At 64.5% G+C, this 2,831-nt stretch carries 4 protein-coding genes; 3 read left to right on the top strand and 1 reads right to left on the bottom strand.

The genetic code is table 11. The annotated features are described in order from the left end of the window. Positions 1-583: GyrI-like domain-containing protein (locus DRB06_RS02455; protein ID WP_146750780.1), on the top strand; the 583-nt coding region annotated here is incomplete at its 5' end. A gap of 173 nt (positions 584-756) precedes the next feature. Beyond that, the gene (locus DRB06_RS02460; RefSeq protein WP_108967995.1) at positions 757-1,569 is read left to right on the top strand and encodes a hypothetical protein; all 813 of its coding nucleotides are present in this window, start codon (positions 757-759) and stop codon (positions 1,567-1,569) included. 91 nt (positions 1,570-1,660) lie between these two features. Here the strand turns inward: DRB06_RS02460 and DRB06_RS02465 are convergent, their stop codons facing one another. Continuing rightward, positions 1,661-2,251: an NAD(P)H-dependent oxidoreductase gene (locus DRB06_RS02465; RefSeq protein WP_111819060.1), complete on the bottom strand. Its 591-nt coding sequence runs from the start codon at positions 2,249-2,251 to the stop codon at positions 1,661-1,663. 99 nt (positions 2,252-2,350) lie between these two features. Here DRB06_RS02465 and DRB06_RS02470 point away from each other — a divergent pair. Beyond that, a partial coding sequence (locus DRB06_RS02470; RefSeq protein WP_146750781.1) for a TetR/AcrR family transcriptional regulator occupies positions 2,351-2,831 on the top strand: 481 nt, incomplete at its 3' end.

Here is a 2,831-nt window from a genome sequence, read left to right on the forward strand (position 1 = left end):
GGCATGGTCGGCTGCGCTGGAGCTCCAGCGCGAGACCGTCGTCGAGGAGGCGCGCGCCGCCCAGGCTCGGCTGGCTCTCATCTCTCACCTCATCGAAGGAGAAACCAGCATGTCCATCACCGTCGAGCGCCGCACCATCGCGGCCATGACCATCGTATCCCTGCGCGACGTCATCCCGACCTATTCCGACGAGCATCTCCTCTGGGTCCGCATGATGCCCGAGATCACCCGGCAGGGCATCAAACCGATCGGCCCGTGCGGAGTGATCGAGCACGACGCCGAGTACACCGAGCACGATGTCGACGAGGAGATCTTCCTGCCCGTCGCACCCGGAACGACGGCCGCGGCGCCGCTGCGGGTCCACGAGCTTCCGGCCCGGGACTGCCTCGTGGCCCACATCGTCGGGCCGTACGACCAGATCACCGGGGCCCATGACCGGCTGGCCACCCGGATTGCTGCGGAGGGACTGACACCACCGGCCGACGACTCCCTGGCGGGCAAGTCGTTCAACATCTACCTCACGACGCCGGACGCGGTTCCCGCAGATCAACTCGTGACCGAGGTGTATCTCCCGCTCGGCTGAGCGTGCAGTCGCACGACAGCGAGGCCCGGAGGGATTGCGACAATTCACCTCGCCGGTGAAGCCCGGGATGGGCGAATCATCGGCGAGGTGGATTGTCCTAGGCGGAGCCTGCGCCGCCTGGCCGGTCTGAAGTAGCCAGCTTTTGTGTCGGACCTTCGTGAGACTCTGTTGGCATGGAGAGCAACTACCTGGAGGCGGTCGGGTTTCTTGCCGACTGGCAGGCAACCTACGACCTGCTTACGCCGCCTGCAATGATGGGCCTGCCGCGCAACGATCAGTTCAACCACATCGTGGTCTACCCCGACGACTCGGGGGCTAACATCTGCCTGTTCGAGACGGCGGACGGTACCTCGAGCCAGTCGCTCACTGTTGCCGGCCCTGCGCGAGTCAGCGTCGAAGGCTGGCAGGTCGTACCGGGCGTCGCCCATCTCAGCGTCCTCGACGACGACGGTGAGGAAATGACTCGCCTGCTGATGTGGGTCGATGACCCCAACATGTATCCGGTGTACGGGATTGACGCTGACGGACCGGTGGCGCGCTACGGCGACTACCGGGTTGGTGCGATCGCCGTGGACGTCGAGGTGTTCGACTCGGAGGAGGACTGGGAGAAGGCCCAGACGCCGATCAGCATGAAGGACTCGCCGGCAAAGAGGATGGACGAAGACCTGCCCGACGAGGTCTACATCGGCCCGCGGTTCGTCGCTAGCCCCTGGCTGTTCGCGCTCTACAGCGGCGAGGCCGGGCCAGAAGACGTCAGCCCCATCGGCATGCTGAAGGCCGTCTGCAATGAGGTGACGATCGTGACGAACCGCCTCACTGGAAATCAGTGGTACAAGGTGAACGCCGATTGTGGATTCCCCATCACACTGGGACTTCCCATCGGCACAACACCTGCGCCGCACCCCGGGAGCGTGGTGGATGGCAAGGCGTTTCTCACGGGTACGACGGGGTTCTGGCTAGCTGACTACGAGGATCCGTACGCGTAGTGCAGCGCGCCGGCGTCGCGGGTTCTCAGGAGGCCGGGTGCGGCAGGACCCCAGACGGAGAGGACCAGGGTGGCGTCGATCGACTACCGAATTAACCGAGGTGCTTCTCGAGGTGGTTGCGGTAGGCGGCGAGATCCGCCTCGACGTCGGGGTTCTTGAAGATGTCGAAGATGCCGAATTCGGGCAGTACTTCGAAGCCGCAGAAGCGGAACGTGCAGGTGATGTCGCTGAGCATGTCCGCCAGCGAACGCCCCTGGAGCGTCGGGTTGGACGGCTCGTCGAACGCCTCCCGCGGTGCATTCCACGTGGTGCAGATGAGCACCTTGCGCGGTGCCATTAGTCCGCCGGAGCCGTACGGCTTGGTCGGGTCCTTGCGCGTGCGGCCGTCTCCGGTCAGGAAGGTCTGATCGTGCAGGCCGACGTTGAATACCTCGTCGGTGTACTTCTTCCAGATCCACGGTGCGGAGAACCAGTTGATGGGAGTCTGCACGACGACGACATCCGCGTCGAGCATCTTCTGGGCCTCTTCGGCGGGGTCGTAGCCGTCGGCGATCTTGGTCTCGGTGACCTCGTCGCCGCGGGCCTCGAAGAACTCCCTTGCGACGGCCTGCGCGGAGGCGTTGAGGGTGCCCTCCGACCAGTTGGGGTAGGGCAGGTGAGCGTTGATCAGCAGTGCTTTCATGGGTACCTTTCCCTTCAAATAGAGGGTGTGTCGGGTCTGAGTTGGGCTCGATGGAGCGTATAACCGACAGGGTGTCGGTTGCAACTCAGGGGGAGACGCATGGGGAATGTGAGGGCCAGGACGGACGCGGAGGTTGCCGCACGCAGGGCGGAGATACTCGACGCGACAGCGGCCTTGCTGGCCGAGCAGGAGTACGAGACCGTCACCCTGGCCGCAATAGCCAAGAAGTGCTCGATCGCGCGCCCGTCCGTGTATCACTACTACGCCACGAAGGAGGAGGTCTATCTCGACCTGATGCGGCGCGAGTACGCCGCATGGGCGACAGAGATACGCGTGAGGTTCAAACGGAGGATGGGGCGAGAGGAGTTCTGCCGCGAGCTCGCCGATTCGCTGCTCGGCCGTCGGCTCATCCTGCAGCTTCTCGCCGTCAGCGACGCCTCCCTGCGCAGCAAATGCGGCGACGAAGCGATCATGGACTTCCAGCGCGACATCCATCCCTTCTTTGCCGAGCTCGCCGAGGTTCTGCGCCGGCAGTTCCCCGACGCGGCGGAGTCCGAGCGCGAGATGTTCCGGACGCAAC

Origin of the sequence: Actinomyces sp. Z5, from assembly GCF_003287795.1 — a bacterium.
GTDB classification, from domain to species: Bacteria; Actinomycetota; Actinomycetes; order Actinomycetales; family Actinomycetaceae; genus Actinomyces; species Actinomyces glycerinitolerans.